The sequence below is a fragment of the Listeria monocytogenes genome (genome assembly GCF_041765605.1).
Taxonomy (GTDB): domain Bacteria; phylum Bacillota; class Bacilli; order Lactobacillales; family Listeriaceae; genus Listeria; species Listeria monocytogenes_D.
In genome coordinates, this window is record NZ_CP168900.1 from 228,189 (window position 1) to 254,421 (window position 26,233).

Here is a 26,233-nt window from a genome sequence, read left to right on the forward strand (position 1 = left end):
GATATTCTTAAAATAATTCATGAATATTTTTTCTTAAATTAGCTAATTAAGAAGATAACCAACTGCTAATCCAATTTTTAACGGAATAAATTAGTGAAAATGAAGGCCAGATTTTCCTTGTTCTAAAAAGGTTGTATTAGCGTATCACGAGGAGGGAGTATAAGTGGGATTAAATAGATTTATGCGTGCGATGATGGTAGTTTTCATTACCGCCAACTGCATTACGATTAACCCCGACATAATATTTGCAGCGACAGATAGCGAAGATTCCAGTCTAAACACAGATGAATGGGAAGAAGAAAAAACAGAAGAGCAGCCAAGCGAGGTAAATACGGGACCAAGATACGAAACTGCACGTGAAGTAAGTTCACGTGATATTGAGGAACTAGAAAAATCGAATAAAGTGAAAAATACGAACAAAGCAGACCTAATAGCAATGTTGAAAGCAAAAGCAGAAAAAGGTCCAAATATCAATAATAACAACAGTGAACAAACTGAGAATGCGGCTATAAATGAAGAGGCTTCAGGAGCCGACCGACCAGCTATACAAGTGGAGCGTCGTCATCCAGGATTGCCATCGGATAGCGCAGCGGAAATTAAAAAAAGAAGGAAAGCCATAGCATCATCGGATAGTGAGCTTGAAAGCCTTACTTATCTGGATAAACCAACAAAAGCAAATAAGAAAAAAGTGGCGAAAGCGTCAGTTACGGATACTTCTGAAAGTGACTTAGATTCTAGCATGCAGTCAGCAGATGAGTCTACACCACAACCTTTAAAAGCAAATCAACAACCATTTTTCCCTAAAGTATTTAAAAAAATAAAAGATGCGGGGAAATGGGTGCGTGATAAAATCGACGAAAATCCCGAAGTGAAGAAAGCAATTGTTGATAAAGGTGCAGGGTTAATTGACCAATTATTAACTAAGAAGAAAAATGAAGAGGTAAATGCTTCGGACTTTCCAGCACCACCTACGGATGAAGAGTTAAGACTTGCTTTGCCAGAGACGCCAATGCTTCTTGGTTTTAATGCTCCTGCTACATCGGAACCGAGCTCATTCGAATTTCCGCCGCCTCCAACAGAAGATGAACTAGAAATTATGCGGGAAACAGCACCTTCGCTAGATTCTAGTTTTACCAGCGGGGATTTAGCTAGTTTGAGAAGTGCTATTAATCGCCATAGCGAAAATTTCTCTGATTTCCCACCAATCCCAACAGAAGAAGAGTTGAACGGGAGAGGCGGTAGACCAACATCTGAAGAATTTAGTTCGCTGAATAGTGGTGATTTTACAGATGACGAAAACAGCGAGACAACAGAAGAAGAAATTGATCGCCTAGCTGATTTAAGAGATAGAGGAACAGGAAAACACTCAAGAAATGCGGGTTTTTTACCATTAAATCCGTTTACTAGCAGCCCGGTTCCTTCGTTAAGTCCAAAGGTATCGAAAATAAGCGCACCGGCTCTGATAAGTGACATAACTAAAAAAGCACCATTTGAAAATCCGCCACAGCCATTAAATGTGTTTAACAAAAAAACTACAACGAAAACAGCATCAAAAAAAATAACCCCTGTGAATACCTCTCCAAAGCTAGCAGCACTTCCTATCACGAAAGCACAAGAAACTGCGCTTGGGGAAAATAAAGCGCCATTTATAGAAAAACAAGCAGAGCCAAACAATCAGCCAATTGATATGCCGAGCCTACCAGTAATCCAAAAAGAAGTTACAGAAAGAAATAAAGAGGAAATGAAACCGCAAACCGAGGAAAAAATGGTAGGAGAAAGCGAACCAGCTAATAATGTGAACGGAAAAAAACGTTCTGCTGGCATTGAAGAAGGAAAATTAATTGCTAAAAGTGCAGAAGACGAAAAAGCAAAAGAAGAATCGGCGAACCATACAACATTAATTCTTGCAATGTTAGCTATGGGTGTGTTCTCTTTAGGGGCGTTTATCAAAATTATTCAATTAAGAAAAAATAGTTGAAGACGCAGAATGAAAGAAAAAAGTGAGGTGAGTGATGTGAAGTTCAAAAAAGTGGTTCTAGGTATGTGCTTGACCGCAAGTGTTCTAGTCTTTCCTGTAACGATAAAAGCAAGTGCCTGTTGTGATGAATATCTAAAGCCCCCGGCAGCTCCGCATGATATCGACAGCAAATTACCACATAAACTTAGTTGGTCCGCGGATAACCCGACAAATACTGACGTAAATACACACTATTGGCTTTTTAAACAAGCGGAAAAGATATTAGCTAAAGATGTAGATCATATGCGAGCTAATTTAATGAATGAACTTAAAAATTTCGATAAACAAATTGCTCAAGGAATATATGATGCAGATCATAAGAATCCATATTATGATACTAGTACGTTTTTATCTCATTTTTATAATCCTGATAAAGATAATACTTATTTGCCGGGATTTGCTAATGCGAAAATAACAGGAGCTAAATATTTCAATCAATCGGTGGCTGATTACCGAGAAGGGAAATTTGACACAGCATTTTATAAATTAGGCCTAGCAATCCATTATTATACGGATATTAGTCAACCTATGCACGCCAATAATTTTACCGCAATATCATACCCGCCAGGCTACCACTGTGCATATGAAAATTACGTAGATACCATTAAACACAATTATCAAGCAACAGAAGACATGGTAGTAAAAAGATTTTGCTCAGATGACGTGAAAGACTGGCTTTATGAAAATGCGAAAAGGGCGAAAGCGGACTACCCGAAAATAGTCAATGCGAAAACTAAAAAATCGTACTTAGTAGGAAATTCAGAATGGAAAAAGGATACAGTGGAACCTACTGGAGCTAGACTAAGAGATTCACAGCAAACTTTGGCAGGTTTTTTAGAGTTTTGGTCTAAAAAAACAAATGAATAACAATATTTAGGAATGCATTCTTATCCACTCGTTAGCGAGTGGATATATTTTATGGGGAGGAAGTAAGCCAAATGTATATAAAAGGGAGGTTAATCTTTTTCTTTGTAATGTTTGTAATCGCTTTATGTTCCGTATTAATATTGCTGATAATAAAAATGAGCGTATGGAAAGAGGAACCCTTTAATTTAAGTGATGCAAAGGAGATTGAGTGTCTTGGAAGTTGCAAAATAAAAAATACTAATCAAAAAATTCATTTTTTCTCTATAAAAAAGAATTTGTTTGAGGAAAGGGGTAATATAGCTGGAATTTCGAATGAACACGAGCCAAAAGTAGCTGATAAGTCCATTTTCATTGTAATTTTAGATGATGAAAAAGGGGTTGCAAACGAAGAGTAAAGTTATGATTAGTTGTGACTTTTCCGTGTCAGTAAAAAAAGTATTGTGAGCAAATGTTCACAAAATGTCTATTGTAATAGTGCGGTTTGTTAGGTACCCTTGAATAGTTAAAAAAACAACCTAGGAGGAACATCTATGAAAATGCTTAAAAAGGGTACAGCGGTTTTATTTGTAATGGTTATGGCTATGATGTTAGTAGCTTGTGGAGGTAAAGAAGAAACAAGAACATTCACGCTTTCTCAAAACGGTGTAGAATCTAAATTGGTATACACTTATAAAGGAGACAAAGTCACAAAGCAAACAGCTGAAAACACAATGTCATATACTGCACTAAGCGTTAGTTCAAAAGAAGATGCTGAAAAACTGCTTAAAGAAACAAGTGATAAGTTTCAAAATATTGACGGATTAAAAGAGAAAATTGAATATAAAGATGACAAAGCAATTGAAACAATCGAAGTAGATTACACTAAAATTGCTTCAGAAGACATGAATAAAATCCCAGGTATGGCTAGTGGTGATGCTTCCAAGGGCATTAGTATGAAAGAATCTGCAAAATTGCTAGAATCCCAAGGTTATAAAGAAAATAAATAATAAGTTTGTAATAAAAAGAAGTATCCATTCAGTTGGATACTTCTTTTTATTTAATAATCCTGCGCTTCAATAACAACAGCTGTACCAGATGCAGTAACCATCAGCATCCCGTTATCAGCTCCGAGCACTTCATAATCAATATCAACGCCAATAACGGCGTTTGCGCCAATATCTTTTGCGCGTTGTTCCATTTCGCGAATTGCTTCCTCGCGAGCGTTAATAAGTTCATCTTCATAGCCTTGCGAACGGCCCCCGAAGAAATTTCGAAGCCCAGCCCCAATATCTTTCATAAAGTTAACGCCAGTGATGACTTCGCCGAAAACGATTTTTTTATACTCAATAATTTGTTTGCCTTCAATATTTGGTGAGGTTGTAACTATCATTATTTATCCCTCCAGTTTTCTTTTATCATACCTCTTAGTACTTTTTCTAGTCAAAGGATATCCGGTTATTTCGTACGATTTCGCGCTTTTTCTATATAAGAAATGGCGTCTGGAACTTTACAAGCTGTATTTCCAAGGTTTACATGAACTTTCCCGACTGATTTCGCAGCTTCCATCGCTTTTTCGTGCAAATCGTCTTTGTAAATTCCGCAAGTGATAATAAAACCGTTCATTGAATAGCGGGTTCTGTTGGTTTCTGTTTGCAGCGTGTCTTTCGCGCGTTGAAGTAATGTCTCTGCTTCGGGTAAATCGTTAATATGCTCGCTATAAATCTGCCAGCCCATGGATTTAGTTAAATCATAATCACTTTCAATCCACTTTTTAGCGAAAAGGAGTGCATCATCACGTTTGCTTACAACTGATGCGAGTCCGAAAGTTAGTTGTGACCAAGTTTCTCGGAAAGCGACATTCCATTTTTCGATTTGTTCGATGGTTATTTTGTTTGGATCGATTGCAAGTAAACCGAGATAAATCAAATCACTGTTATTTGATTCAATCAGCTCTATGGCGAGTTCGTGGTTTTTCTTTAGTTTCTCTCGGCGAATAATTTTCTTTAAATCACCAATTTTCAGACCATAAAGCTCTAATGTTTCCGGGCAACCGTGATTACGGAAAATTTTAATTGTATTGGGATTTTCTAAAGCTTGTAGTTCGGCATTAAGTTCGTCAAAAGTAATCATACTCGGACCTCCTCTCGAATAAATTAAGTATAACAAAAAAGCATGCAAAATCGCATGCTTTTAGGGTTTGAGAATATTAGTCTACTTGTTTCATTGCGTCATCTAGCACTTTTTTAAGAGTATCCGCAGAGTTTTTCATTTGTTCTTTTTCTTTTTCATTCAAATTCATTTCAACAATATGGCGAACGCCTTGACGGTTAACAACTGCTGGTGCGCCGATATAAATGTCGTTCATACCATAATGACCATCTAAATAAACGGAAAGTGGTAAAATCGCATTTTCGTTATTTAGAATTGCTTTTGTAATACGAGCAAGAGCTGCAGCAACGCCGTAGAATGTAGCGCCTTTTTTATTAATGATTTCATAAGCTGCATCACGAACACTTACGAAAATAGTATCCATTGCACCTTGTTCATCTTCAGTAATCCATTCAGTGATTGGAAGGCCGCCGACTGTTGTATGGTTCCATGCTGGGAATTCTGTGTCGCCGTGTTCTCCTAAGATGTAACCATGGACGTTACGAGCATCTACTTTTAGATAGTCTGCAATCGACATACGGAAACGTGCGGTATCAAGGCTTGTTCCAGAACCGATAACGCGTTCTTTTGGAAGACCTGAAAATTTCCATGTAGCGTAAGTTAAAATATCTACCGGGTTAGATGCGATTAGGAAAATACCGTCAAACCCACTTGCCATAACTTCATCCACGATACCTTTCATGATTTTGATATTGCGGTTTACTAAGTCCAAACGAGTTTCGCCAGGTTTTTGTGCAGTTCCAGCTGTTACAACAACTAAATCTGCATCGTGGCAATCGCTATAATTTGCTGAGTAGATTTTCTTCGGTGTGGAAAATGGAACGGCATGGCTTAAATCCATTGCGTCTCCAATTGTTCTGTCTTTATCTATGTCAATGATACCAAATTCTTGTCCAATGCTTAAGTTTACACAAGCAAATGCGTAACTAGAACCAACTGCTCCGTCGCCAACTAAAATAATTTTTTGATGATCTTTCATTTCGAATTCCTCCTATAAAAAATCTATTTACTAGTACAGTATAACATGAATTTTTCATTTGCGAAGCATTGAACGTCCTGAATTTAAAAAAGTTGTTATAATAAATTTGTGAAAACGCTATAGTACAGTTTGGAAGCGTCCACATTAGCGAATAGCCCCTATTTTCTGTTTACCTTTTATTGAGAATTATAAACCTTACAAATCAAAATTAGGCTATTTCTTTGTTTTGCTATTTTTCTAAAGGGTAGATATAATGTAGATGTACCAAAATTGAATGAGTGGAGTGATTTTTTATGGCAACAACATTAGAGGTCCAGAAAAGAGAAACAACGCAACATTCAGAAGTAACGAGATTGCGTAGTGAAGGAAAAGTGCCTGGAATTATTTATGGTTACAAATCGGAAAATGTTCCAGTTTCCGTTGATTCTTTGGAATTAATCAAAGCAGTTCGTGACAATGGTCGTAACGCCGTATTTTCAGTTACTGTAGACGGCAAAAAATTGAACGTTTTATTACATGAATATCAAGTAGATCCTTTAAAAGACGTATTAGTACACGTTGATTTACTAGCTGTTGATATGAATGAAGAAGTTGAGACAGATGTTCGTGTGGTATTAGTTGGCGATGCTCCTGGCGTTAAAGCTGGCGGTGTACTTCAACAAATTATCCATGATGTAAAAGTTTCAGCAACACCAGAAAAATTACCAGAAACAATTGAATTAGACATTTCTTCATTAGAAATCGGTGATGTTTTGACAACGAACGACCTTCCGGAAAACAAAGACTATGTCGTGCAAGCGGAGGAAGAAGAAACAGTAGTAACTGTATCTGCTCCACGTGCGGAAGAAGAACCAACGACTACGGAAGCACCTGAACCAGAAGCTGTACATGGTAAAGATGAAGAGCCTGTTGAATAATTTTGAATAAATAAGGATGGAAGATTCGCATTTGTTTGCGATATCTTCCATTTTTTTGTTATAATGGTTTCGAGAAGGAGGCGTTTATATGCTTGATAAGTCAGTGCCACACATTTCTGCTATTATGGTTAATCACGATGCGACAAATTATCCGGAGTTTCATTTACCTGAGGGATATTCTTTTTGCTTTTATAAAGATGGTTTGGAAGAAGACTGGTGTAGATTACAACTAGAAACTGGTCAAGTACCGTCAATGGATAGCATTCGCGCTCGTTTTGAAACAGAATTTGGAAATGAAAAAGAAAAATTAGCCAAGCGCTGCGTCTTTGTAGAGGCGCCAAATGGTGAAATTATTGGAACGGCTATGCTTTGGGACGGAAATACATTCGGCGAAATGGAAAGCCGGATTCACTGGGTTGCAGTCCTTGATTCACACGGTGGGAAAGGTATCGCGAAAGCCTTATTATCCAAAATTCTCGGCTTAAATAAAAATGATTTTGTCTATTTAACTACGCAAACAGGAAGCTATCAAGCTATCTATTTATATCAGAAATTCGGTTTTGAAAAATACGTCGGAAAAACGCCGAAAAATTGGAGAACAGTCAACTTTCAAGAGGAAAAGGAAGCGGCCTGGCAAATTATCGAAAATAAAATTGCCGAACACCAAGCCTAGTTGGAAAACTTTCAACCAAGTGAAATCCATGTTATAATCAAAAAAACATCGAAACAAAAACCAGTTCATTCGTGAAGTGGTTTCGTTCATGTAAGGAGAAGCTTTTATGAAATTAATCGCAGGACTCGGAAACCCGGGCAAAAAATACGAACGTACCCGGCATAATGTCGGTTTTATGGTAGTTGACGAGCTAAGTTTTCGTCATCAAACCCCTTGGAAGAAATCAAAATTTAATGGTATGACAAGCGAAATTATCGTCGGCGGTGAAAAAATGATTTTAGTTAAACCGCTCACTTTTATGAACGCTTCAGGTGAATGCATTCGTCCACTCATGGATTACTACAACATACCAATTGAAGATGTCGTGATTGTGTATGATGATCTCGATTTACCAGTTGGGAAAATTAGATTACGCCAAAAGGGTAGTGCTGGCGGACATAATGGAATGAAATCAATTATTCAACACGTTAAAACACAAGAGTTTAATCGCATTCGTGTTGGTGTTAGCCGTCCTTTAAAAGGAGAAGTTATTCATTATGTCTTGGGAGATTTTCCTAAAGCAGAACAACCTGATATTATTGCAGCAATTCAAAAAAGCGCAGATGCTATTGAAGACTATGCGCAAACGCCATTTATAGAAGTTATGAACAAATACAATCAAAAATAGACAATGACGACGCGTGGCAATCTTTTTGCCACGTATTTCGGTCTTTCTTCGGACGCTTGATTTACTCTCGCGTTACATAGAATGAATTTTCTGACAAAAAGGAGCTGTTTTCCCTTGAAAGGATTACAACAATTAATATATGAACAAAAAGATATCCGAGCGGTTTTAAATGCGCTGGATGAAAAAGAAAAAGCGCAACTTGTCACTGGGCTCACAGGTTCTTCTCGTGCGCTATTTGCAAGTGTGGTAGAAGGCGCGTCAAAGCGTCCAGTTGTATTTGTTACGCACAATTTATACCATGCGCAAAAATTATATGATGATTTACTTTCTTTAATGGATGTCGATCGACTATTTTTATATCCAGCAGATGAACTGATTTCTTCTGAGTTGAGTATCTCTAGCCCGGAACTTCGCGGTCAACGCGTGGAAGCGCTCGATTTCTTACTATCTGGAAAACCGGGAATTGTCATTGTGCCAGTTGCTGGTCTCAGAAAAATGCTTCCACCAGTTTCGCTTTGGAAACATTTCAATATATCCATTGTAGAGGGCGAAGAAATTGATCCAGATGTACTACGCCAAAAACTAGTGACAATGGGTTACACAATGAGTGGAATGGTAAATACGCCGGGAGAATTCAGTGTTCGCGGCGGGATTATTGACATTTATCCAATTACAGAAGAATTTCCAATTAGAATAGAACTTTTTGACACCGAAGTAGATTCTCTTCGTTTCTTTGATGTGGAAACGCAGCGCTCGACAACACGTGTGGAAGAATTCCGTTTACTACCTGCAACAGAAATCATTTTAGATCAAAGCTATTACCCAGATATCGTCAAACGCTTAGAAAAGAAAATGACACATACTTTAAATGAATTGAAAGAAAACGAGGATAAACAAGCGCTCGTTGAAAATTTAGAAGAAGACCTTGAAATGCTTCGTTCTGGCGTGAAACCGGATATGTTCTTTAAATATATCGGTCTGGCTTATCCTGATCCAGCCTCCCTTTTTGACTATTTACCAAAAAACACGGCAATTTTGCTTGATGAATTTGGGCGAATTTTAGAAACGGAAGAAAGCTTGGAGCGGGAAGAAGCGGAGTGGCAAACGGAAACGTTAAGTCGAATGGAAACGGTTCGCGACGTGCAAGTAAGTCATTCTTTTAAAAAGCTATTAGAAGCAAATCACTCGCCGAAAATTTACTTATCCCTTTTCCAAAAACAAATGGCGAGCATGCGCGTCTCGAAAACGACCAACATTGTCTATAAACAAATGCAACAATTTCACGGTCAGATGAACGTGTTGAAAACCGAACTAGAAAGCTGGCACAAGAACAATTATGCGGTTGTTATATTAGCGCCAAACGTAGAGCGTGCCGAAAAAATGCAACAAACTTTAGCTGACTATGACATGGAAAGCACGATTTTGAAAAAAGAATCGGATGTTCCAAAATATGGAATGGTTCAATTTGTCATCGGAACTTTCCAGAACGGTTTTGAACTTCCGCTTGCTAAAGTAGCGATTATTAGTGAAACCGAACTCTTTAATAAAAAGATTAAAAAAGTGAAAAAGCGCCAAAAACTTTCGAATGCAGAACGAATTCAAAGTTACTCTGAATTAAAAGTGGGCGACTATGTGGTTCACGTTAACCACGGTATTGCTCGGTACGTAGGCATGGAAACGTTAGATATCAATGGCGTGCATAAAGATTATTTGCTACTTGTTTACCAAGGCGAAGATAAACTATTTATCCCCGTTGACCAACTTGATTTAGTTCAAAAATATGTTGGTGCAGAAGGTAAATCACCAAGATTAAACAAACTTGGTGGCGCTGAATGGAAGCGAGTGAAGAAGAAAGTACAAGCTTCCGTCCAAGATATCGCAGACGATTTAATCAAACTATACGCCGAACGTGAAGCTGAAAAAGGCTATGCGTTTAGTGCGGATGATGAAATGCAGCGCGAATTTGAAGAAGCTTTCCCGTATCAAGAAACCGAAGACCAACTCCGCTCGATTTCAGAAATCAAAAAAGATATGGAACGACCGCGCCCAATGGATCGCCTATTGGTTGGAGATGTTGGTTACGGAAAAACCGAAGTGGCCTTACGAGCTGCTTTCAAAGCGATTATGGATGGCAAGCAAGTCGCTTTCTTAGTTCCGACCACCATTTTAGCGCAACAACATTTTGAAACAATGAAAGAACGATTCCAAGGTTTCCCGATAGAAATTGGACTTTTAAGCCGTTTTCGCACGAAGAAACAACAAACAGAAACATTAAAGGGCATGAAAAATGGCACAGTGGACGTTGTTGTCGGTACCCATCGTTTATTATCAAAAGATGTGGAGTATCAAGATTTAGGCTTATTAATTGTCGACGAAGAACAACGATTCGGCGTAACTCATAAAGAAAAAATCAAACAAATGCGTTCCAAAATAGACGTACTAACACTTACTGCAACACCGATTCCAAGAACTCTACACATGTCTATGCTCGGCGTTCGTGATCTTTCTGTCATCGAAACTCCACCAGCGAATCGTTTTCCAGTTCAAACATACGTGGCGGAGCAAAATAATGTTTTAGTTCGGGAAGCTATTGAGCGTGAACTAGCGCGCGATGGACAAGTTTATTATTTATACAACCGAGTGGAATCTATTACACAAAAAGCAGATGAAATTTCTGCGATGGTTCCTGATGCTCGGGTGGCGACTGCGCATGGTCAAATGGGCGAATCGGAATTAGAAGCTGTTATTTTGAGTTTCCTTGAAGGTGAATTTGATGTGCTTGTAACGACGACCATCATTGAAACCGGCGTAGATATTCCAAACGTTAATACACTATTCGTTCAAGATGCCGACCGGATGGGTCTCTCACAGCTTTATCAGCTACGCGGTCGGGTAGGACGTTGGAACAGAATTGCCTACGCTTACTTCATGTATCAAAAAGATAAAATATTGCGTGAGGAAGCGGAGAAACGCTTATCGGCTATTAAAGAATTCACTGAATTAGGTTCAGGCTTCAAAATAGCGATGCGCGACTTATCTATTCGTGGTGCCGGTAATATCCTCGGAGCGCAACAACATGGCTTTATCGATTCAGTTGGGTTTGATCTCTACTCGCAAATGCTCAAAGAAGCAATCGAGGCGAAAAAACCAAAAGAAGAACAAAAACAAATCGTCCCTGTTGAAATTGATATTCAAGCTGATGCCTATATTCCGGAATATTACATTACAGACGGCCGCCAAAAAATCGAGATGTACAAACGCTTCCGCAATATTGAAACGTTAAGCGAACTCGAAGATTTACAAAGCGATATGATTGACCGTTTTGGTGAATATCCAGAAGAAGTAGAATATCTATTCACAATGACAGAACTCAAAGTCCATGCGCTCGAAGTTGGTATTGAGTCCGTCAAACAAGAACAAAATAAAATCACCATGCTATTTTCGGAAAGTGGAACAGCAGGCATTCGCGGAGATATCGTCATGCAAATCATTGGCGAATTTGGCCGAATGGTCGGCGTAGGTATGGAAGGTACACAACTGAAAATCACGATAAATGTCCAAAATAAACCTTTAAAAGAATGGTTATATCAAGTCAAAAGTTTGGCTGAAAAACTTCGTGGAGCTATGAAAGAAAAAGCATCTACAGAAAATTGATAAGTTATTGAAGGAGAAAGGAGGTGGCGGAGTGTCAGAACGTTCCATGAAGCGATTAATGAAAGGAGCGGCATGGCTAACCGCGGCCTCGCTTATTTCTAAAATACTTAGCGCAGTTTACCGAGTACCTTTTCAAAATATGGTGGGCGATGTAGGATTCTATATTTTTCAACAAGTGTATCCAATATACGGAATTGCAATGACACTTGCGCTTGGCGGGTTTCCGGTTGTTATTTCCAAAATGTTAGCAGAAGCAGAGGGTGATGTACGGCGCCAGCAAATAATTATGCGTGCTGTTTCAAGGATGCTGCGGATTGTCAGCATTGCCATCTTTGTCTTTTTATTCCTGTTTGCCAACGTGATTGCGATGATGATGGGTGATCCAGCTTTGTCTGAATTGATTCGCGTCATTAGTTTCGTTTTTCTGCTTATGCCGCAGCTTGCGTTTATGAGGGGCTTTTTTCAAGGAGAAGGAGACATGGTTCCAACCGCAATCTCGCAAACAGTTGAACAAATTATCCGAGTAGCAATTATTTTAATTGGCGCAGGACTTGCACTTCATTTCAGTCTAGATTTATATGATGCAGGCTCGATGGCAATGAGCGGTGCTTTTTTCGGTGGAGTTGCAGGAATCTTTATTTTGCGCCATTTTTACAATAAAAAGGTATCACTTGGGGAAGGAATTCAACCAGCCGTATTTGCGAGTAAAGAAGAAAAAATAGGTATTGGTCGCGCGTTCTTGCGGCAAAGTGTTGCGATTTGTGTCGTTAGCTCGATGCTAATTTTGTTCCAATTAGTCGATTCCTTTCAAGTCTATCGTTTAATGAGTGAGTCGGGAATCCCTGATTTCATCGCCAAAACGCTAAAAGGAATATACGACCGCGGGCAGCCAATCTTACAATTAGGTCTAGTTATCTCAACCGGACTTGCGCTCGCGCTCGTTCCAATGATCACCGCCGCACGAGTTCAAGGTCAACAAAAAGAACTAAAACGCTCCGTGCTATTGGCGATTAAGATTACGCTCATTTTGGCAGGGGCGGAAACAGTTGGACTTATCGTCATTATGCGCCCGCTAAACCAGATGCTCTTCCAAACACCAGACGGCACATTCGTCTTACAATTATTTATGCCAGCAGTTTTCCTCAGTTCGCTAATCATCATGTTAAGCAGCATCTTACAAGGCTTCGGAAAAATCGCTGTACCCGCAGTTGGCGTTGGTATTGGACTTATTGTAAAATGGATAACGGGAGGCATTCTTATTCCAAAGTTTGCGACAGTTGGTGCATCCGTTTCGACATGTATTGGCTTGCTTGTAATTCTTATCATTTGTTATGTTTCCTTAAAACAAACAATACGCGTCCCATTCGTTGAAAAGGCGATGCTGCTACGATTACTTGCTGCTTTAGCGCTAATGGCCGTATTTCCGTGTTTATTTGAATGGTTAGCTCCACTAGATACAAGGCTTGGCAGCGCGTTCCAAGCGATAGTCAGCGCCGTAATTGGCGGTGGAATCTTCCTTGTTTTTGCACTAAGATACAAACTGCTCGGTCCAAAAGATTTTGTGTTCCTTCCGTTTGGCTCCAAATTACTAGCACTTAGTAAACTTGTTGCACGGAAATAATTAATATAAAGTAGGTGGATAAAATGGCAACAACTATGCGATTAGATAAATATTTAAAAGTATCTCGTTTAATTAAAAGACGTACAGTAGCAAAAGAAGTAGCAGAAAAAGGGCGTATTGCTGTAAATGGAGTAACTGCAAAGCCAGGAACTAATGTAAAATCTGGAGATGAATTAGTTATTCGTTTCGGTCCTAAAATCGTTACAGCGAAAATTGAACGCCTAGAAGAAAATGCGAAAAAAGAACAAGCAACAGAAATGTACACGATTATTAAAGAAGAACGCACAGACGAAAGCAGATAAAGCGAAATCGTTTGAAATGGCATTGTTTAGCCGATTTCAAACGATTTTTTATTTAGCCTAAAACCCCACAAACAATTTTTTGTCAAAAAGTCAAGAAAAATATCATAAAATTAGCGGATTCCAATAGACAAATGCCTGATTTATTGATATCATTTTAAGCAAGAAACGTTTTTTTCTCTACCGAAAATCACAGCCAATAAGCAAATAAGAACATGGGAGGGACGATGTATGAAAAAAGCCGAATCAAAAGTGGCGAGAATAGAAAATCGCTACATAAAAGATACCGCAACAATGAAAAAAACTCGTAGTCGTCGCCGCATTGCCCTGTTCCGTAGACTTGCTTTTATGGCTATTATCTTTGTTGTTGTGGGTGGACTACTAACCATTACGTACACCAAACAAGCATTAACACTCAAAGAGAAGAAAGCGAAGCAAGTGCAAGTAGATAAGAAAATGGTTGCAATGAAAGATGAAGAAGAAGCACTAAACGAGCAAATCAAGAAACTGCATAATGATGATTACATAGCTAAGCTAGCAAGAAGTGAATATTATTTATCCAAAGATGGAGAAATTATTTTTAATATTCCTGAAGAGAATTCGAAACAAAAAGAGTAAGTCAGAGCCGAGCCGTCATTCTCCATGGTAAATCAAAGGGAAAATATAGTTGAGTATTTTTGGAGTTTGTAAGTTTGACTGTTTGACACTCTTTTTATTATAGCTATAATTAAGCAATAGAGTGATATTTTAAGGAGGACGCATTTTTTTATGTCGATCGAAGTAGGCAACAAGTTACAAGGGAAAGTTACTGGGATTACTAATTTTGGAGCATTTGTGGAGCTAGAAGGTGGCAAAACAGGCTTAGTTCATATTAGTGAGGTTGCAGATAACTATGTTAAAGACATTAATGACATCTTAACTGTAGGGGATGAAGTTACTGTCAAAGTAATGAATATTGGTGATGATGGTAAGATTGGTCTGTCCATTCGTAAAGCAGTAGATCGTCCGGACCGTCCAGAGAAAAGTTACGATCGTAAGCCGAAATACAACAAAAAACCCGCTGGGAACTATGTAAAACCAGCCGAGAGCTTTGAAGATATAATGTCTAAATTCTTGAAAGATAGTGATGAAAGACTAACTACTATCAAACGTCAAACAGAATCTAAACGTGGCGGCCGAGGAGCAAAACGCGGCTAATACGCTAAAATTAATTGTAAAGTAGATGCACCGTATTGGATCATTAATACGGTGCACTTTTTAATAAAAAATGTGAGAGCCGAATTTTGAAGGAAGGTTTTCTTGAATGGATGACACCGAAAAACGAGTACATAAGTATATCGAGAAACATGATTTAATCCGATCCGATGATAAATTGCTTGTGGCAGTTTCTGGCGGTCCGGATTCTTTGGCGTTACTGCATTTTTTATGGAATTCAGATTTAGTCCCAAAAGAAGCAATTTCCGTCGCGCATTTAAATCACCATTTAAGAGAAAATGCAGCGAATGAACAAAACGTCGTCGAAACTTTTTGCGAGAGGCATGGCATTCCTTTTTACATAGAAGAAGTAGACATAAAAAGTCGAGCTGAGAGTTTGCAAAAAGGTATCGAGGAAACAGCGCGCATTGTCAGGTATGATTTCTTTGAGAAAGTAATGGCTGAGAAAAACATCAACAAACTAGCGCTCGCACACCATGCAGATGACCAAATCGAAACCATTTTAATGCGGCTAGTTCGTGGTAGTGCTAGTATCGGCTGGTCAGGCATCCAACCAAAACGCGAGGTAAAAGGAGGATATGCGATACGCCCCTTTTTACCAATTACAAAAGCAGAAATTATTGCCTACGCCCAGAAACACGAATTAGCATACGAAATCGATGAATCAAATACTAGTCAAGAATACACAAGAAACCGTTACCGGGCGCAACTTTTGCCATTTTTAAAGCAAGAAAATCCATCCGTCTACGCGCATTTTGAAAGATTCTCAGAAGAAACAAGCGAAGACTTTCAATTTTTGGAGGCTCTTGCAAGTGATTTATTGAAGAAAAACCTCATCAAAAACGGCAAACAGACAACACTTTTACTTACTAGCTTTAAAAATGAAGCGAATCCTTTACAACGCCGCGCAATTCATTTACTATTGAGATATCTGTACAATGAAGATACCAGTTTTATTACGGTAAATCACATATATCAGATTATCCAAATGATTCAAAGCGACAATCCGTCTAGTTCAATTGACTTACCAAATAAACTCATTGCAAACAGAGCATACAATAAACTCCATTTTCAATTTGGAGAAAGAGAAGCTCCTTCTGAGTTTTATCATCAATTAGAACTGAACGACCGCATTGAATTAGATAGTAAATCGAGCATCCGTTTAAAGTTAAAAAGTTCCGTTGTTCAAACAAATGGGCTAAATGGAATGCTACTGGATGCTGAAGAAATAACACTTCCTTTAATTGTTCGAAACCGTGTGAACGGTGACAGAATGACGATGAAAGGACAAGCAGGTAGTAAGAAACTTAAAGATATTTTCATCGATGCCAAAATACCAAGGCAAGAACGCGACCAACTGCCCGTGATAACAGACTATACTGGGAAAATCCTTTGGGTTCCTGGTGTGAAGAAGTCTGCATATGACCGAGAATTTAGTCGCAGCAAAAAGCAATACATTATTAGGTACACTCGAAATATAGGAGGAAACGAGAGCATGCATAATGATATTCAGAAAGTGCTGATATCTGAGGACGAATTACAAGAGAAAATTCGTGAACTAGGTCGTGAGTTAACAACAGAATATGAAGGACGTAACCCATTAGTAGTTGGGGTATTAAAAGGTGCAACTCCTTTTATGACTGATTTACTTAAAAGAGTAGACACATACTTAGAAATGGACTTCATGGACGTATCCAGTTATGGAAATGGTACCGTATCATCGGGTGAGGTAAAAATCATTAAAGACCTTAATGCATCAGTAGAAGGTCGCGATGTACTTGTTATTGAAGATATCATTGATAGCGGGCGTACACTTAGTTATCTAGTAGACCTAATCAAATACCGCAAAGCAAAATCAGTTAAGTTGGTTACTTTACTTGATAAACCAGCTGGACGTAATGTAGAAATTGAAGCGGATTATGTAGGCTTTGTCGTACCAAATGAATTCGTCGTTGGATATGGTTTGGATTATGCAGAACGTTACCGCAACCTACCATATATTGGCATTTTAAAACCAGAAATTTACAGCGAGTGAAATTAATTAACAAACAGAACTATATTTTGTTAAAATGTAATAGATAGCTTTTCAGAAAACGAAAACAAAAAATTCATGCCAAACATGCAAAATAGTGGGCAATCGAGATTCGGTATGCTATCATTAGTCTTAGTTTTCGAAGGTGAAAATAGTATCAATAAATATTAAAAAATCTATATTAATAATAGAATAACTTCGTAAGAGAAAAGCGAAACGGATATGTTTTTTTAATAATCAGGGGAAGAAACATTATTTCTAAATCTGCTATTAGTCAAAAACAACTTTTAAAGGGGTAAAAGTCCAGAGAAAGTAAGAATCCAAGCTCTTGCGTGGGAGGAGGTAAGGAATGAACAGGTTTTTTAGAAATGCGATATTTTATGTCATAATATTCCTTGTTATTATCGGGATTGTTGCTTCATTTAACTCAAACAAAGAGGCAGCCAAAGATATTAGCTATTCAGAATTTGTGAGTAAGTTAGAAGATGGTAAAGTTAAATCCGTATCAATACAGCCTGACCGTAGTGTTTATACAATCGAAGGAGAATTTAAATCAAGCGATAAAAGCTCCGACGATAAAAAAACCGGTCTTGGCCAAAGTAAAACAAGCAGCACTGCTTTCACAACATACGCTTTAAACAGCGATACTTCACTAGGCGATTTGCAAAAAACGCTTGATAAAGAAGACGTGAAAACAACAATAGTACCTGCCAAACAAAACAGCGGTTGGGTGACATTCCTAACTTCTATTGTACCTTTTGTAATTATCTTCATCCTCTTCTTCTTCCTAATGAGCCAGTCTCAAGGTGGCGGCGGTGGTAAAGTAATGAGCTTTGGTAAAAGTAAAGCCAAACTTTACAACGACGACAAGAAGAAAGTTCGCTTCACAGATGTAGCTGGAGCAGACGAGGAAAAACAAGAACTTGTTGAAGTAGTAGAATTCCTAAAAGATCCGCGCAAATTTGCGGACCTTGGCGCTCGTATTCCGAAAGGTGTCCTTTTAGTAGGTCCTCCGGGTACTGGTAAAACCTTGCTAGCTCGTGCAGTTGCCGGTGAAGCAGGCGTGCCATTCTTCTCTATCTCAGGTTCAGACTTTGTAGAAATGTTTGTCGGTGTCGGTGCAAGCCGTGTCCGCGACTTATTCGAAAATGCGAAGAAAAATGCACCATGTATCATTTTCATCGATGAAATTGATGCAGTTGGTCGTCAACGTGGAGCTGGAATGGGCGGCGGTCACGATGAACGTGAACAAACCCTAAACCAATTACTAGTTGAAATGGATGGTTTCGGCGGCAATGAAGGTATCATCATTATTGCAGCAACTAACCGTGCAGACGTACTTGACCCAGCACTTCTTCGTCCAGGCCGTTTTGACCGTCAAATTATGGTTGATCGTCCAGACGTAAAAGGCCGTGAAGCAGTACTTCGTGTTCATGCTCGTAACAAACCACTTGCTAAAAGTGTTGATTTAAAAGCAATCGCTCAACGTACACCGGGATTCTCTGGTGCCGATTTAGAAAACTTACTGAATGAAGCAGCACTTGTTGCCGCTCGTTCCGATAAGAAAGAAATAGATATGAGTGACCTCGATGAAGCTAGTGACCGCGTAATTGCCGGACCAGCTAAGAAAAATCGAGTTATCTCTGAAAAAGAACGCCGCACAGTCGCATATCATGAAGGCGGTCACGTTATCGTCGGAATGGTACTTGATGAAGCGGAAGTTGTGCATAAAGTTACCATTGTTCCTCGTGGACAAGCTGGTGGTTATGCCGTAATGTTACCAAAAGAAGATCGCTTCCTAATGACGAAAGCTGAGTTAATGGACCGTATCACTGGTTTACTTGGTGGACGCGTAGCCGAAGAAGTTACTTTTGGTGAAGTAACAACTGGTGCAAGTAATGACTTTGAACGTGCAACCGAACTTGCTCGCCGCATGGTAACTGAATGGGGTATGAGTGACAAGATTGGACCACTTCAATTCACTTCTGGTAACGGTCAAGTATTTATGGGCCGCGATTTCGGTAGCGACAAAGGATATTCCGATAAAATCGCTTACGAAATTGACACAGAAGTTCAAAGCTTAATCCGCTACTGTTATGACCGCGCTAAAACAATCATTACAGAACACCAAGAGCAACATAAACTTATCGCGGAAACATTACTAAAAGTAGAAACATTAGATGCTCGCCAAATTCGTTCCCTATTTGATGACGGTGTAATGCCTCCAGATATCGATACGATTGACGTAGAAGCAGAATATCCTTCCGAAAAAGACGAAGAACCAGTAGGTAAATCTTTTGAAGAAGAAAAAGAAGACTTGAAAGAAGAAAAAGTCGAAGAAACAAAAGAAGAGCCAAAAGAAGTAACTTCGGAAGATGCTCCGAACATTGAGCAAACACCAAACGATAAAAAAGACGAATAAAATCAAAGAGGCTGGGCTTTCCCAGTCTCTTTTTTGAAGCTATATTATTCGGATTTTCCTATAAAACATGTTATGATACGTTAGAAAAATCTTCTAAAGGACGGTATTTAAACTTATGATACTTGTAATAGACGTTGGAAATACTAACTGTACTGTCGGGGTTTATGAAAAACAAAAACTTCTAAAACATTGGCGCATGACAACAGATCGTCACCGCACATCCGATGAATTAGGAATGACAGTCTTGAACTTTTTTTCTTATGCGAATTTAACTCCTTCTGATATTCAAGGAATTATTATTTCGTCCGTCGTTCCACCGATTATGCACGCAATGGAAACAATGTGCGTACGCTATTTTAATATCCGACCATTAATCGTTGGTCCAGGAATAAAAACCGGCTTAAATCTCAAAGTCGATAACCCTCGCGAAATCGGATCTGATCGAATCGTAAACGCCGTAGCAGCATCAGAAGAATACGGTACCCCGGTTATCGTAGTCGATTTTGGCACTGCAACCACATTTTGCTATATCGATGAATCAGGCGTATACCAAGGTGGTGCCATTGCTCCAGGGATTATGATTTCGACCGAAGCCCTATACAACCGCGCTGCTAAACTACCACGCGTAGATATTGCTGAATCAAACCAAATCATTGGCAAATCCACCGTGGCATCCATGCAAGCGGGCATCTTTTATGGCTTCGTCGGCCAATGCGAAGGGATTATCGCAGAAATCAAAAAACAATCCAACGCAAGCCCAGTAGTAGTTGCAACAGGCGGGCTCGCTCGGATGATAACAGAAAAATCTTCTGCAGTAGATATTTTAGATCCATTTTTAACATTAAAAGGTCTAGAACTTCTATATAGAAGAAACAAACCAACTACAGAAAAATAAAAGGAGTTTTATATAATGAGTGATTATTTAGTTAAAGCGTTAGCCTACGATGGCATGGCGCGTGTATATGCAGCAGTAACAACCGAAACAATCAAAGAAGCGCAAAGAAGACATGATACATGGTCCGTCTCATCCGCCGCACTTGGTAGAACGATGACAGGGACACTTTTCCTTGGAGCAATGCAAAAAGAAGACCAAAAAATAACTGTAAAAATCGAAGGCGATGGTCCAATCGGTCCAATCGTAGCTGATAGTAACGCGCAAGGTCAAATCAGAGGATACGTAACAAATCCACACGTTCACTTCAGCGAACTAAATGAAGCTGGAAAACTAGACGTCCGCCGTGGCGTTGGAACATCCGGAATGCTTTCCGTTGTAAAAGATTTAGGCTTTGGCGAAAATTTCACCGGACAAACACCAATTGTTTCAGGTGAAATTGGTGAAGATTTCACGTATTACCTAGCAACATCTGAACAAATCAATTCCTCCGTTGGTGTAGGAGTACTTGTTAACCCAGATGATACAATCGAAGCAGCTGGCGGTTTCATGTTACAATTACTTCCTGGTGCGACAGATGAAATCATTGATGAAATCGAAAAAAATCTGACGGCTCTACCAACAGTTTCTAGAATGATTGAAGCGGGCGAAACTCCTGAATCGATTCTAGCTAAACTTGCAGGCGGCGAAGATAAACTACAAATCTTAGAAAAAATCCCCGTTTCCTTTGAATGTAACTGCTCCAAAGAACGTTTTGGTAGTGCAATAATTTCACTTGGAAAAGAAGAAATACGCTCGATGATAGAAGAAGATCACGGCGCAGAAGCAGAATGTCATTTTTGTCGTAACACTTACGATTTTTCAGAAGAAGAATTAGAAAAACTATACGAAGAAGCAAAATAAAGAAAAAGGAGCGCCTAATTGGTTGCTCCTTTTTAAAAGAGGTTAAACTTGACAAAACAGGTCGGAATTAATTAAACTAGATGAAAGACCTAAAATAGATAGGAGTGCTTTAATAATGACAATTGCAAATTCAATCACTGATTTAATTGGAAAGACACCTATTGTGAAACTTAATCGTTTACCAGAAGCAGGAAGCGCCGATGTATATGTAAAATTAGAATTCCAAAATCCAGGTGGCAGCGTAAAAGACCGTATTGCTAACGCGATGATCGAAAGCGCTGAAAAATCAGGTGCATTAAAACCAGGCGACACAATTATTGAGCCAACAAGTGGTAACACTGGTATCGGCCTAGCAATGGTAGCAGCGGCAAAAGGCTACCAAGCAATCTTCGTAATGCCAGAAACAATGAGCTTAGAACGTCGCAAATTACTTCAAGCTTACGGTGCAAAATTAGTCTTAACACCAGGCTCAGACGGCATGAAAGGCGCAATTGCTAAAGCGGAAGAACTTGCAAAAGAAAATAACTATTTTGTCCCACAACAATTCCACAACCCAGCAAACCCAGCTGTTCATGAAGAAACAACTGGACCAGAAATCGTTGAAGCTTTCGGTAAAGATGGGTTAGATGCTTTCATCGCGGGAGTTGGAACAGGTGGAACAGTAACTGGTGTAGGACACGTGCTTAAAAAGAACTACCCAGATGTTAAAATCTATGCCCTTGAACCAGAAGAATCCCCAGTGCTTAGCGGTGGTTCTCCATCACCTCATAAAATTCAAGGTATCGGTGCAGGCTTCGTTCCAGATACATTAGATACAAAAGTGTATGATGGGATTCTAAAAGTTTCAAGTGAAGATGCTCTAGAAACAGCACGCGAAGTAGCGAAAAAAGAAGGTATCTTAGTAGGTATTTCTTCCGGAGCAACTGTTAAAGCGGCTCTAGACCTTGCAAAAGAACTTGGCGCTGGCAAAAAAGTACTCGCAATCGTTGCAAGTAACGGCGAACGCTACCTAAGTACACCTCTTTATAATTTTGAAGATTAATAATCAGAGAGCCTAGATTTTCTAGGTTCTTTTTTATGAAAAGAAATAAATGCATTTCTTACTATTTTCTAATCAAACGCACAGCGGAAATTTTCTTTTCTTGGTTAATATATAGTCATAAGCTAACAACAAGCAAAACATTTCATTCTTTCCCCTTTTTAGAATGAAAATCCCAAACTCCCTTTTTGACCAGTGTGGTTTACTCCCTTTTTCCACACTGGTTTTTTAATGCCAAAAAATGAAAAGAAAAACCGAAAAATCTCATGAAACTCTAACAAATATCACAGCATATCCACCAAAAACTTGGTTAATATATAATCATAAGCTAACAACAAGCAAAACATTTTCATTCTTTCCCCTTTTTAGAATGAAAATCCCAAACTCCCTTTTTGACCAGTGTGGTTTACTCCCTTTTTCCACACTGGTTTTTTAATGCCAAAAAATGAAAAGAAAAACCGAAAAATCTCATGAAACTCTAACAAATATCACAGCATATCCACCAAAAACTTGGTTAATATATAATCATAAGCTAACAACAAGCAAAACATTTTCATTCTTTCCCCTTTTTAGAATGAAAATCCCAAACTCCCTTTTTGACCAGTGTGGTTTACTCCCTTTTTCCACACTGGTTTTTTAATGCCAAAAAATGAAAAGAAAAACCGAAAAATCTCATGAAACTCTAACAAATATCACAGCATATCCACCAAAAACTTGGTTAATATATAATCATAAGCTAACAACAAGCAAAACATTTTCATTCTTTCCCCTTTTTAGAATGAAAATCCCAAACTCCCTTTTTGACCAGTGTGGTTTACTCCCTTTTTCCACACTGGTTTTTTAATGCCCGAAAATGAAAAGAAAAACCGAAAAATCTCATGAAACTTTAACAAATATCACAGCATATCCACCAAAAACTTAGTTAATATATAATCATAAGCTAACAACAAGCAAAACATTTTCATTCTTCTCCCCCCTTTTAGAATGAAGATCCCAAACTCCCTTTTTGACCGATGCGGTTTACTCCCTTTTCCGCATCGGTTTTTTTGTGCGCTAAAATCACTGAATTCTGCTATAATAAATCTCGGAAAGAGGTGTTTGGGCTTGAAGAAGTGGAAAAGGGATCACTTAGGTATGGTCATGGGGATACTGAATGTTACGCCAGACTCTTTTTCGGATGGCGGGAAATATATGCAAGTGGAAGAAGCGGTGAATCGAGCGTTGCAAATGGCAGAAGACGGAGCGGCGATCATTGACGTTGGTGGGATATCTACTCGGCCTGGTTTTTCAGAGGTAACACCTGAGGAAGAACTTACTAGAATTATTCCTGTCATTAAAGCTGTTAGGACAAAACTTCCGGATATATGGATTTCTGTTGATACTTGGCGTGCCGAAGTGGCTGAAAAAGCTATTTTAGCAGGAGCTAATATGATAAATGATCAATGGGGTGCCAAAAAAGAACCAAAAATTGCGGAAGTAGCTGCGAAATATAACGTGCCAATTTGTTTGATGCACAACCGAGAAAACACGCAATACGATAATTTTCTGGAAGATGTGAAGAAAGACTTATTAGAAAGTGTTGCAATTGCTAAAGCGGCATCCGTGCCAGATGAACATATTATTCTTGATCCGGGTTTCGGTTTTGTTAAGACACCTGCGCAGAATTTAGAAGTGTTACGACGCATTGATGAGATAGTGGCGCTTGGTTACGAGGTTTTACTTGGTACGAGTAGAAAGTCGACAATTGGTCTCGTCTTAGGAACTACTCCCGAGGATAGAATGGAAGGAACTGGAGCGACAACCGTTTACGGATTTTCGAAAGGTTGCACAATTACTCGTGTACACGATGTACTTCCAATTGCGCGCATGGTAAGAATGACAGACGCGATTACTGGCAAATTAGATATTACAAAATTATAAAGAGGTGCTTTAGTTGGATAAAATTTATTTAAATGAATTAGTGTTTTACGGATACCACGGAGTTTTAGCGGAAGAAACAAAGTTAGGACAAACATTTAGAGTCTCGCTTATTCTCGGTCTTTCTACTAAAAAAGCAGGAATATCGGATAGCGTAGACGACACAGTCAGCTATGCAGAAGTTTATGAAACAGTAAAAGAAATAGTAGAAGGAACGCCATTCAAATTAATCGAGGCGCTAGCCGAAAAAATTGCAACGGAAGTTTTAACTGATTATCCTCTATTAGAAGAAGTGACTGTAAAACTTATTAAACCAAACCCTCCAATTCCGGGACATTATGATTCTGTTGCAGTAGAAATTGAACGTAAAAGAAGTGATTTGAATGGCTAAAGCATTTTTGTCAATTGGTACAAACATTGGCGAACGTTTAGAAAATTTAAATGACGCACTAAGTGGTTTAGCTGCCTCAGATAAAATTAAAATTACCAACGTATCTAGTGTATACGAAACAGATGCAGTAGGTTACGAAGATCAAGCGGCATTTTTAAATATCACTGTAGAAATTGAAACGGATTTTCCGCCAGTTGATTTACTAGATTTTTGCCTCGCGCTCGAACTTGAATTGGGGCGAGTTCGATTGTTTAAGTGGGGTCCGCGACTCATTGATATTGATGTTTTATTATATGATGATGTTAAAATCGACACAGAAAAGCTGAAAATCCCACATCCTTATATGAAAGAACGCGCTTTTGTGCTGATTCCATTAATAGAGATTTCACCAGAAAAAAGCAATCTTGTAGATAATCCAGCCATTTTGGAAGAACAAGGTGTTCGGAAAATAAAAAATCAAGTCAACTGGTAAAATTGGCACTTGCAGAAAAAACTGATTATGATAACATATCACTAGCGCAATTTAAGAGGAAGGGGTTTACCATTAATGTTTAAAATAGGTAACGTAGAAATTAAAAACCAAGTAGTTGTGGCGCCGATGGCCGGTATATCCAATTCCGCATTCCGTCTAACTGTCAAAGAATTCGGAGCAGGCCTCGTTTGCTGTGAAATGATTAGTGACAAAGGAATCGCATACCGTAATGCTAAAACGCTTGATATGCTATATATTGATGAAAAAGAAAAACCACTGAGCTTACAAATTTTTGGTGGTGAGAAAGAAACGCTTGTAGAAGCTGCGAAATTCGTAGCTGAAAATACAACGGCAGATATTATTGATATTAATATGGGGTGTCCGGTAAATAAAATCATCAAATGTGAAGCTGGTGCGAAATGGCTACTTGACCCAAATAAAGTGTATGATATGGTAGCAGCTGTTGTCGATGCTGTAGATAAACCAGTAACAGTGAAAATGCGTATCGGTTGGGACGAAGAGCATGTCTTCGCTATTGAAAATGCGCTTGCTGCTGAACGCGCCGGAGCTGCTGCTGTTGCAATGCACGGTCGGACTCGTGTGCAAATGTACGAAGGTAGCGCGAACTGGGATGTACTTAGAGACGTAAAACGCGAACTTAAAATCCCGTTCATGGCGAATGGTGACGTCAGAACACCTGAAGACGCAAAAAGAATTTTAGAACATACTGGCGCTGATGGCGTAATGATTGGCCGCGCTGCTCTAGGAAATCCGTGGATGATTTACCGCACTGTCAAATTTTTAGAAACAGGCGAACTTCTTCCAGAACCAGAACCACGCGAAAAAATGCAAACTGCCATGCTTCATCTAAATCGCTTAGTCGAGTTAAAAGGTGAAAACATCGCAGTACGTGAATTCAGACAACATGCAGCATACTACCTAAAAGGTGCTCGAGGAAGTACGCGCGCCAAAGTAGCTGCTAACCAAGCAACAAAACAAGCAGAAATGGAAGCAATTTTAAATGAATTTGTTCTTCAATATGAAGAAAAAGCATTAGCAAAACAAGACTAATTAGGATTGCCTCGAGATTTCGGGGCAATTTTTAAAT

General features: G+C 38.9%; 24 protein-coding genes. 21 read left to right on the forward strand and 3 right to left on the reverse strand.

Features of this window, described 5'->3' with window-relative positions:
* The first annotated feature begins 163 nt into the window (after window positions 1-163).
* The 4 genes from actA to AB2Q86_RS01145 all read left to right on the forward strand — a co-directional run bounded on the left by actA (window position 164) and on the right by AB2Q86_RS01145 (window position 3,870).
* On the forward strand, window positions 164-1,978 hold the full coding sequence (gene actA, locus AB2Q86_RS01130; protein ID WP_012582093.1) for an actin assembly-inducing protein ActA: 1,815 nt from the start codon (window positions 164-166) through the stop codon (window positions 1,976-1,978).
* A gap of 36 nt (window positions 1,979-2,014) precedes the next feature.
* Window positions 2,015-2,884 (forward strand): phosphatidylcholine phospholipase C, encoded by an 870-nt coding sequence (plcB, locus tag AB2Q86_RS01135; protein WP_014588993.1) that lies wholly within the window; start codon window positions 2,015-2,017, stop codon window positions 2,882-2,884.
* Window positions 2,885-2,955: 71 nt separating this feature from the next.
* Window positions 2,956-3,279 carry a DUF5502 family protein gene (locus AB2Q86_RS01140; protein ID WP_014588994.1) on the forward strand — a complete coding sequence of 108 codons (324 nt, stop codon included), beginning with the start codon at window positions 2,956-2,958 and terminating at the stop codon, window positions 3,277-3,279.
* Window positions 3,280-3,414: 135 nt separating this feature from the next.
* Window positions 3,415-3,870 carry a YehR family lipoprotein gene (locus tag AB2Q86_RS01145; protein WP_003730479.1) on the forward strand — a complete coding sequence of 152 codons (456 nt, stop codon included), beginning with the start codon at window positions 3,415-3,417 and terminating at the stop codon, window positions 3,868-3,870.
* A 50-nt stretch (window positions 3,871-3,920) separates the two neighbouring features.
* Here AB2Q86_RS01145 and AB2Q86_RS01150 read toward each other — a convergent pair whose 3' ends face one another.
* From AB2Q86_RS01150 to AB2Q86_RS01160, 3 genes are all read right to left on the reverse strand, one after another.
* Window positions 3,921-4,253 carry a putative heavy metal-binding protein gene (locus AB2Q86_RS01150; protein ID WP_003725735.1) on the reverse strand — a complete coding sequence of 111 codons (333 nt, stop codon included), beginning with the start codon at window positions 4,251-4,253 and terminating at the stop codon, window positions 3,921-3,923.
* A gap of 65 nt (window positions 4,254-4,318) precedes the next feature.
* A complete protein-coding gene (locus AB2Q86_RS01155) occupies window positions 4,319-4,993 on the reverse strand; it encodes a DNA alkylation repair protein (protein ID WP_012582090.1) in 675 nt (224 codons plus the stop codon).
* Window positions 4,994-5,069: 76 nt separating this feature from the next.
* Entirely contained in the window at window positions 5,070-6,011 is a 942-nt protein-coding gene (locus AB2Q86_RS01160; RefSeq protein WP_119721745.1) for an L-lactate dehydrogenase, read from the reverse strand.
* A 293-nt stretch (window positions 6,012-6,304) separates the two neighbouring features.
* Between AB2Q86_RS01160 and AB2Q86_RS01165 the strand changes: the two genes are divergently transcribed.
* From AB2Q86_RS01165 to dusB, 17 genes are all read left to right on the forward strand, one after another.
* Complete coding sequence (locus tag AB2Q86_RS01165) at window positions 6,305-6,928, forward strand: 50S ribosomal protein L25/general stress protein Ctc (RefSeq protein WP_003722740.1); 624 nt, start codon at window positions 6,305-6,307, stop codon at window positions 6,926-6,928.
* An 88-nt stretch (window positions 6,929-7,016) separates the two neighbouring features.
* On the forward strand, window positions 7,017-7,601 hold the full coding sequence (locus tag AB2Q86_RS01170; RefSeq protein ID WP_012582088.1) for a GNAT family N-acetyltransferase: 585 nt from the start codon (window positions 7,017-7,019) through the stop codon (window positions 7,599-7,601).
* Window positions 7,602-7,707: 106 nt separating this feature from the next.
* Entirely contained in the window at window positions 7,708-8,268 is a 561-nt protein-coding gene (gene pth, locus AB2Q86_RS01175) for an aminoacyl-tRNA hydrolase (RefSeq protein ID WP_012582087.1), read from the forward strand.
* A 114-nt stretch (window positions 8,269-8,382) separates the two neighbouring features.
* Window positions 8,383-11,922: a transcription-repair coupling factor gene (gene mfd, locus AB2Q86_RS01180; protein ID WP_012582086.1), complete on the forward strand. Its 3,540-nt coding sequence runs from the start codon at window positions 8,383-8,385 to the stop codon at window positions 11,920-11,922.
* A 31-nt stretch (window positions 11,923-11,953) separates the two neighbouring features.
* The gene (locus tag AB2Q86_RS01185) at window positions 11,954-13,543 is read left to right on the forward strand and encodes a polysaccharide biosynthesis protein (protein WP_012582085.1); all 1,590 of its coding nucleotides are present in this window, start codon (window positions 11,954-11,956) and stop codon (window positions 13,541-13,543) included.
* Between the two features lie 35 nt (window positions 13,544-13,578).
* Window positions 13,579-13,845: an RNA-binding S4 domain-containing protein gene (locus AB2Q86_RS01190; RefSeq protein WP_003740380.1), complete on the forward strand. Its 267-nt coding sequence runs from the start codon at window positions 13,579-13,581 to the stop codon at window positions 13,843-13,845.
* Between the two features lie 228 nt (window positions 13,846-14,073).
* Window positions 14,074-14,460, forward strand: a complete 387-nt coding sequence (locus AB2Q86_RS01195) for a septum formation initiator family protein (RefSeq protein WP_003730472.1) — start codon at window positions 14,074-14,076, stop codon at window positions 14,458-14,460.
* A gap of 150 nt (window positions 14,461-14,610) precedes the next feature.
* The gene (locus tag AB2Q86_RS01200) at window positions 14,611-15,039 is read left to right on the forward strand and encodes a S1 domain-containing RNA-binding protein (protein ID WP_003723740.1); all 429 of its coding nucleotides are present in this window, start codon (window positions 14,611-14,613) and stop codon (window positions 15,037-15,039) included.
* 106 nt (window positions 15,040-15,145) lie between these two features.
* Window positions 15,146-17,092: a bifunctional tRNA lysidine(34) synthetase TilS/hypoxanthine phosphoribosyltransferase HprT gene (locus AB2Q86_RS01205; RefSeq protein WP_012582084.1), complete on the forward strand. Its 1,947-nt coding sequence runs from the start codon at window positions 15,146-15,148 to the stop codon at window positions 17,090-17,092.
* Window positions 17,093-17,438: 346 nt separating this feature from the next.
* On the forward strand, window positions 17,439-19,511 hold the full coding sequence (gene ftsH, locus AB2Q86_RS01210) for an ATP-dependent zinc metalloprotease FtsH (protein ID WP_003740198.1): 2,073 nt from the start codon (window positions 17,439-17,441) through the stop codon (window positions 19,509-19,511).
* 115 nt (window positions 19,512-19,626) lie between these two features.
* Window positions 19,627-20,406 carry a type III pantothenate kinase gene (locus AB2Q86_RS01215; protein WP_003725746.1) on the forward strand — a complete coding sequence of 260 codons (780 nt, stop codon included), beginning with the start codon at window positions 19,627-19,629 and terminating at the stop codon, window positions 20,404-20,406.
* Window positions 20,407-20,421: 15 nt separating this feature from the next.
* Window positions 20,422-21,306, forward strand: a complete 885-nt coding sequence (gene hslO / locus AB2Q86_RS01220) for an Hsp33 family molecular chaperone HslO (protein ID WP_003725747.1) — start codon at window positions 20,422-20,424, stop codon at window positions 21,304-21,306.
* 115 nt (window positions 21,307-21,421) lie between these two features.
* Window positions 21,422-22,348 carry a cysteine synthase A gene (gene cysK, locus AB2Q86_RS01225; RefSeq protein WP_012582083.1) on the forward strand — a complete coding sequence of 309 codons (927 nt, stop codon included), beginning with the start codon at window positions 21,422-21,424 and terminating at the stop codon, window positions 22,346-22,348.
* Between the two features lie 1,101 nt (window positions 22,349-23,449).
* The gene (gene folP, locus AB2Q86_RS01230) at window positions 23,450-24,265 is read left to right on the forward strand and encodes a dihydropteroate synthase (RefSeq protein WP_077904902.1); all 816 of its coding nucleotides are present in this window, start codon (window positions 23,450-23,452) and stop codon (window positions 24,263-24,265) included.
* Window positions 24,266-24,278: 13 nt separating this feature from the next.
* Window positions 24,279-24,653: a dihydroneopterin aldolase gene (folB, locus tag AB2Q86_RS01235; protein ID WP_012582080.1), complete on the forward strand. Its 375-nt coding sequence runs from the start codon at window positions 24,279-24,281 to the stop codon at window positions 24,651-24,653.
* Window positions 24,646-25,125 (forward strand): 2-amino-4-hydroxy-6-hydroxymethyldihydropteridine diphosphokinase, encoded by a 480-nt coding sequence (folK, locus tag AB2Q86_RS01240; protein ID WP_012582079.1) that lies wholly within the window; start codon window positions 24,646-24,648, stop codon window positions 25,123-25,125. The genes folB and folK overlap by 8 nt, the downstream gene beginning before the upstream one ends.
* A 75-nt stretch (window positions 25,126-25,200) precedes the next feature.
* Window positions 25,201-26,196: a tRNA dihydrouridine synthase DusB gene (dusB, locus tag AB2Q86_RS01245; protein ID WP_003730677.1), complete on the forward strand. Its 996-nt coding sequence runs from the start codon at window positions 25,201-25,203 to the stop codon at window positions 26,194-26,196.
* Window positions 26,197-26,233: the final 37 nt, after the last annotated feature.

Coding starts and splice junctions, on each gene's coding strand:
- AB2Q86_RS01140 (WP_014588994.1), top strand. CDS start 2,956: ATGTATATAAAAGGGAGGTTAATCTTTTTCTTTGTAATGTTTGTAATC.
- AB2Q86_RS01145 (WP_003730479.1), top strand. CDS start 3,415: ATGAAAATGCTTAAAAAGGGTACAGCGGTTTTATTTGTAATGGTTATG.
- AB2Q86_RS01150 (WP_003725735.1), bottom strand. CDS start 4,253: ATGATAGTTACAACCTCACCAAATATTGAAGGCAAACAAATTATTGAG.
- AB2Q86_RS01155 (WP_012582090.1), bottom strand. CDS start 4,993: ATGATTACTTTTGACGAACTTAATGCCGAACTACAAGCTTTAGAAAAT.
- AB2Q86_RS01160 (WP_119721745.1), bottom strand. CDS start 6,011: ATGAAAGATCATCAAAAAATTATTTTAGTTGGCGACGGAGCAGTTGGT.
- AB2Q86_RS01165 (WP_003722740.1), top strand. CDS start 6,305: ATGGCAACAACATTAGAGGTCCAGAAAAGAGAAACAACGCAACATTCA.
- AB2Q86_RS01170 (WP_012582088.1), top strand. CDS start 7,017: ATGCTTGATAAGTCAGTGCCACACATTTCTGCTATTATGGTTAATCAC.
- pth (WP_012582087.1), top strand. CDS start 7,708: ATGAAATTAATCGCAGGACTCGGAAACCCGGGCAAAAAATACGAACGT.
- AB2Q86_RS01190 (WP_003740380.1), top strand. CDS start 13,579: ATGCGATTAGATAAATATTTAAAAGTATCTCGTTTAATTAAAAGACGT.
- AB2Q86_RS01195 (WP_003730472.1), top strand. CDS start 14,074: ATGAAAAAAGCCGAATCAAAAGTGGCGAGAATAGAAAATCGCTACATA.
- AB2Q86_RS01200 (WP_003723740.1), top strand. CDS start 14,611: ATGTCGATCGAAGTAGGCAACAAGTTACAAGGGAAAGTTACTGGGATT.
- AB2Q86_RS01205 (WP_012582084.1), top strand. CDS start 15,146: ATGGATGACACCGAAAAACGAGTACATAAGTATATCGAGAAACATGAT.
- ftsH (WP_003740198.1), top strand. CDS start 17,439: ATGAACAGGTTTTTTAGAAATGCGATATTTTATGTCATAATATTCCTT.
- AB2Q86_RS01215 (WP_003725746.1), top strand. CDS start 19,627: ATGATACTTGTAATAGACGTTGGAAATACTAACTGTACTGTCGGGGTT.
- hslO (WP_003725747.1), top strand. CDS start 20,422: ATGAGTGATTATTTAGTTAAAGCGTTAGCCTACGATGGCATGGCGCGT.
- cysK (WP_012582083.1), top strand. CDS start 21,422: ATGACAATTGCAAATTCAATCACTGATTTAATTGGAAAGACACCTATT.
- folK (WP_012582079.1), top strand. CDS start 24,646: ATGGCTAAAGCATTTTTGTCAATTGGTACAAACATTGGCGAACGTTTA.
- dusB (WP_003730677.1), top strand. CDS start 25,201: ATGTTTAAAATAGGTAACGTAGAAATTAAAAACCAAGTAGTTGTGGCG.